This is a genomic window from Pseudonocardia sp., assembly GCF_025965585.1.
Classification (GTDB): Bacteria; Actinomycetota; Actinomycetes; order Mycobacteriales; family Pseudonocardiaceae; genus Pseudonocardia.
The window spans coordinates 1-3,097 of record NZ_JAOPWR010000437.1 but is presented as its reverse complement, the minus strand read 5'-3'; the positions used below and the strand labels follow the sequence as shown (position 1 = coordinate 3,097).

2 protein-coding genes and 1 pseudogene are annotated in these 3,097 nt (G+C 68.9%); all 3 read left to right on the top strand.

All coding sequences use genetic code 11. From position 1 onward, the window contains the following. Positions 1 to 291 precede the first annotated feature (291 nt). Positions 292 to 1,338, top strand: coding sequence for an LLM class flavin-dependent oxidoreductase (locus JWR81_RS26870; protein ID WP_297658933.1), 1,047 nt, complete (start codon positions 292 to 294; stop codon positions 1,336 to 1,338). A gap of 156 nt (positions 1,339 to 1,494) precedes the next feature. Next, positions 1,495 to 2,025, top strand: a complete 531-nt coding sequence (locus tag JWR81_RS26865; RefSeq protein WP_297658931.1) for an MBL fold metallo-hydrolase — start codon at positions 1,495 to 1,497, stop codon at positions 2,023 to 2,025. A 56-nt stretch (positions 2,026 to 2,081) separates the two neighbouring features. Then, a pseudogene (locus tag JWR81_RS26860) lies at positions 2,082 to 2,879 on the top strand (transposase family protein). Positions 2,880 to 3,097: the final 218 nt, after the last annotated feature.

Below are 3,097 nucleotides of genomic sequence, written 5' to 3'. Positions count from 1 at the left end.
AGCGGCATCCACGAGCTGGTCTCGATCGCCGAGTTCATCCCGCGCATGGCCGCCGAGGCCGCCGACATCCTGCGGCGACTCGCCGGCGTCGGCCAGCCCGTCCACTGACCCGACCGGTCTCCGGCCGCGGTCACCGACCGCGGCCGGACGGCCCGTCCCGCAGCCCGGCGCGATCGCCGGATCTGCCGATCAGCTACCTGGCAACGACAGCGCCTGACTGCGCAGGGCCGGCCCGACCGCGTCCCCCACGTCGCGGGCGAGAGGAGATTCGACAGCGGTGAACGCACAGACATGGTGAGCGGCGAGACCGTCCCGGGGAAGTCACCGCGCCCACCCGGAATCGTGCTGCTCGGCGGCAACCTCCGCACCGTCGTCGACCTGACGACCCGAGCCGAGGCAGCGGGCTTCGACTCCGTCTGGACGACGGAGTTCTACGAGCGGAGCGCGACGATATCCCTCGCCGCCATGGCGCAGTGCAGCGAGCGGGTCACCATCGGCAGCGCCATCGCGTACGCCGTCGGTCGGTCGCCGCTGGTGCTCTCGGCCGAGGCCCGTGACCTCGACGAGCTCTCCGGCGGCCGGCTGATCCTCGGGCTGGGCACCGGCACCCGCACCATGCAACGGGACTGGCACGGAGCCGACCCCGAGGCTCCGGCGTTACGCGTCGAAGAACTCGTCCCACTGCTGCGCCGCTTCTGGACCATGGACGACCGCGGGGTCGATCACGACGGCCGCTTCTACTCCGTACATCTCCGGCCGACGGTCGACGTCGTGCCGCCGCTGCGCCGGGACATTCCGGTCTACCTCGCCGGGGTCAACGCCCGCATGATCCGGGCTGCCGGCACGGTCGCGGACGGCCTCGTCGGCCATCCGATCTTCACCCGGCGCTACGTCGAGGAGGTGGTGCGGCCGGCGCTGGCGGCGGGCATCGCCCGATCCGGACGGCAGGACGGCGACGTCGCACTCGCCGGATATGTCATCTGCTCCATCCACGACGATCCCGCGGTGGCCCGGGCCGAGGCCAAGGCGCAGATCGCCTTCTACGCCGTGGTCCGTACCTACGCCGCGGTCTTCGCCCTGCACGGCTACGAACACGATGTGGACACCATCCGCGCGGCGTGGAAGCGGCGCGACCGGGAGGCGATGATTGACGCAGTGCCCGACGGGCTCGTCGACATCATGGCGGTCACCGGCACACCGGAGGAGGCCCGGCAGCGGTTCTCCGAGGACTTCAAAGGTCTCTACGAGCACGCCCTGTTGTACTCACCGAGTTTCGGCCTGTCGGACCAGCGATTCTCGGACAACGTGCACGCAATCATCGAAACGTTCGGCCGTTAAGCGGGCTCGCGGAACGTTCGAGCAGCTCCCTGCCGACCAGAAGCGGCCTCGGCGGCGACCCCGTCGACCGGCTGCGATCAGTCCCGACCTCGACGGACTGGACGACTCCTGGGGCCCTTCGAGGTGGCTCCGGGGGTAGATCGCATTCCGCTGCCGTTGCCCAACGACGGCCTGAAGGCAGTCAACGTCTACACACTGACCAGCAGCACCGGCGTGGTCCTGGTCGACGCAGGCTGGGCAATCGAGCAGGCACGTGATCAGCTCGGTGCGGCGTTGGACCTCCTCGGTTACTCCTTCGCCGACATCCGCCGTTTCCTGACCACCCAGGTCCACCGCGACCACTACACCCAAGCCGTCCACCTGCGCCGGGAGTTCGGCATGCAGGTGAGCCTGGGAATCGGCGAGCGGCCGTCGCTTACAGCCACTGTGTGCGGGGACCGAACACCGCTCGCTGAGAAGATCGAGTACCTGAGGGAGCAGGGTGCCGGCGTCTTGGCCGACGAGATCACGCAGCACTTCGGTGATGACACAGTCGACGCCGCAGACTGGGAACTACCGGACGACTGGTTCGACGAGGATGCCGTGGTCACGGCAACCAGGCGGTTACGCGACGTCATTGAGCCTTTGCCAACCTGGCGTTGGGGTCGGTCAGCGGGTGTACGGCGTGGCGTGACCTCGAACGGGTGAAGCTCCTGGTAGACGGGCGATTGCTGAGATCAATCCGCCTGACCAGGAGCTTCAAGGTGCTGTCCTACCCGTCCGGGATGACCGTGTCCAGCCGCGCGCTCGGCGTGCTCTCCGACGCGTTGCGGGCCCACCGCAACCAGCGCCGCACCCGGTGGCGCAAGCTCCCGCACGGCCGGCAGGCGCTGCTGGTCGTCGCGCACCTGCGCAAGGGCGAGACCTACGCCGACCTGGCCTGCGGATTCACGATCGGGACCTCGACGGTCTAGCGCTACATCCGCGAGGCCCTCGACCTGCTGGCGGCGATGGCGCCGACCCTGGAGCAGGCGATCGAGGTCGCACAGCGGAAGGCGTTCGTGATCGGCGACGGGACGCTGCTGCGCATCGACCGCGTCGGCATGGCTTCAGGCCGAGACCGGGCCTACTACAGCGGCAAACACAAGGCCCACGGGCTGAACGTGCAGGTCATTGCCGATCCGATCGGCAGGTTGGTGTGGATCTCCCCGCCGCTGCCCGGGGCGCGGCACGACATGGGTGCCGCCCGCGAGCACGGGATCATCGACGCGCTGACCGTCCATGAGATCGCGGCGGCCGCCGACACCGCCTACCAAGGCGCCGGGCCGACGGTCGCGGTCCCGCAACGGCGGCGTCGTCTCGACCCGGACACCGGCCGCTACCGGCGTCTGTCTCGGGTGCAGAAGGAGGTCAACACCGCCCACGCGCGCCGCCGCGGCCCGGGCGAGCGGGTCAACGCCGAGCTGAAGAACTGGCGGATCCTGCGCAAGATCCGCTCCAGCCCCAGCAACGCCGACACGCTCATCGCCGCAGTTCAGACCCTCATGATCGCCAACGCGTGATCAGGTTGGCAAAGGCTCATTGAGGCCGCCACCACGACGTGGACGATGAACGGCCGAAGGGTCGTGCCGCTTAGAGAGCTGTCGTCAGGCGTTCTGGTGTTGTCGCGGGACACTGTGCATCCACGGATGCTGTTCAGTGGTGGGGGGCCGGATGGAGATGCTGTCGGTGCCGGACCTCCTCGCGGATATGCGGATCGGTGGGGCGAGACATCTCGATC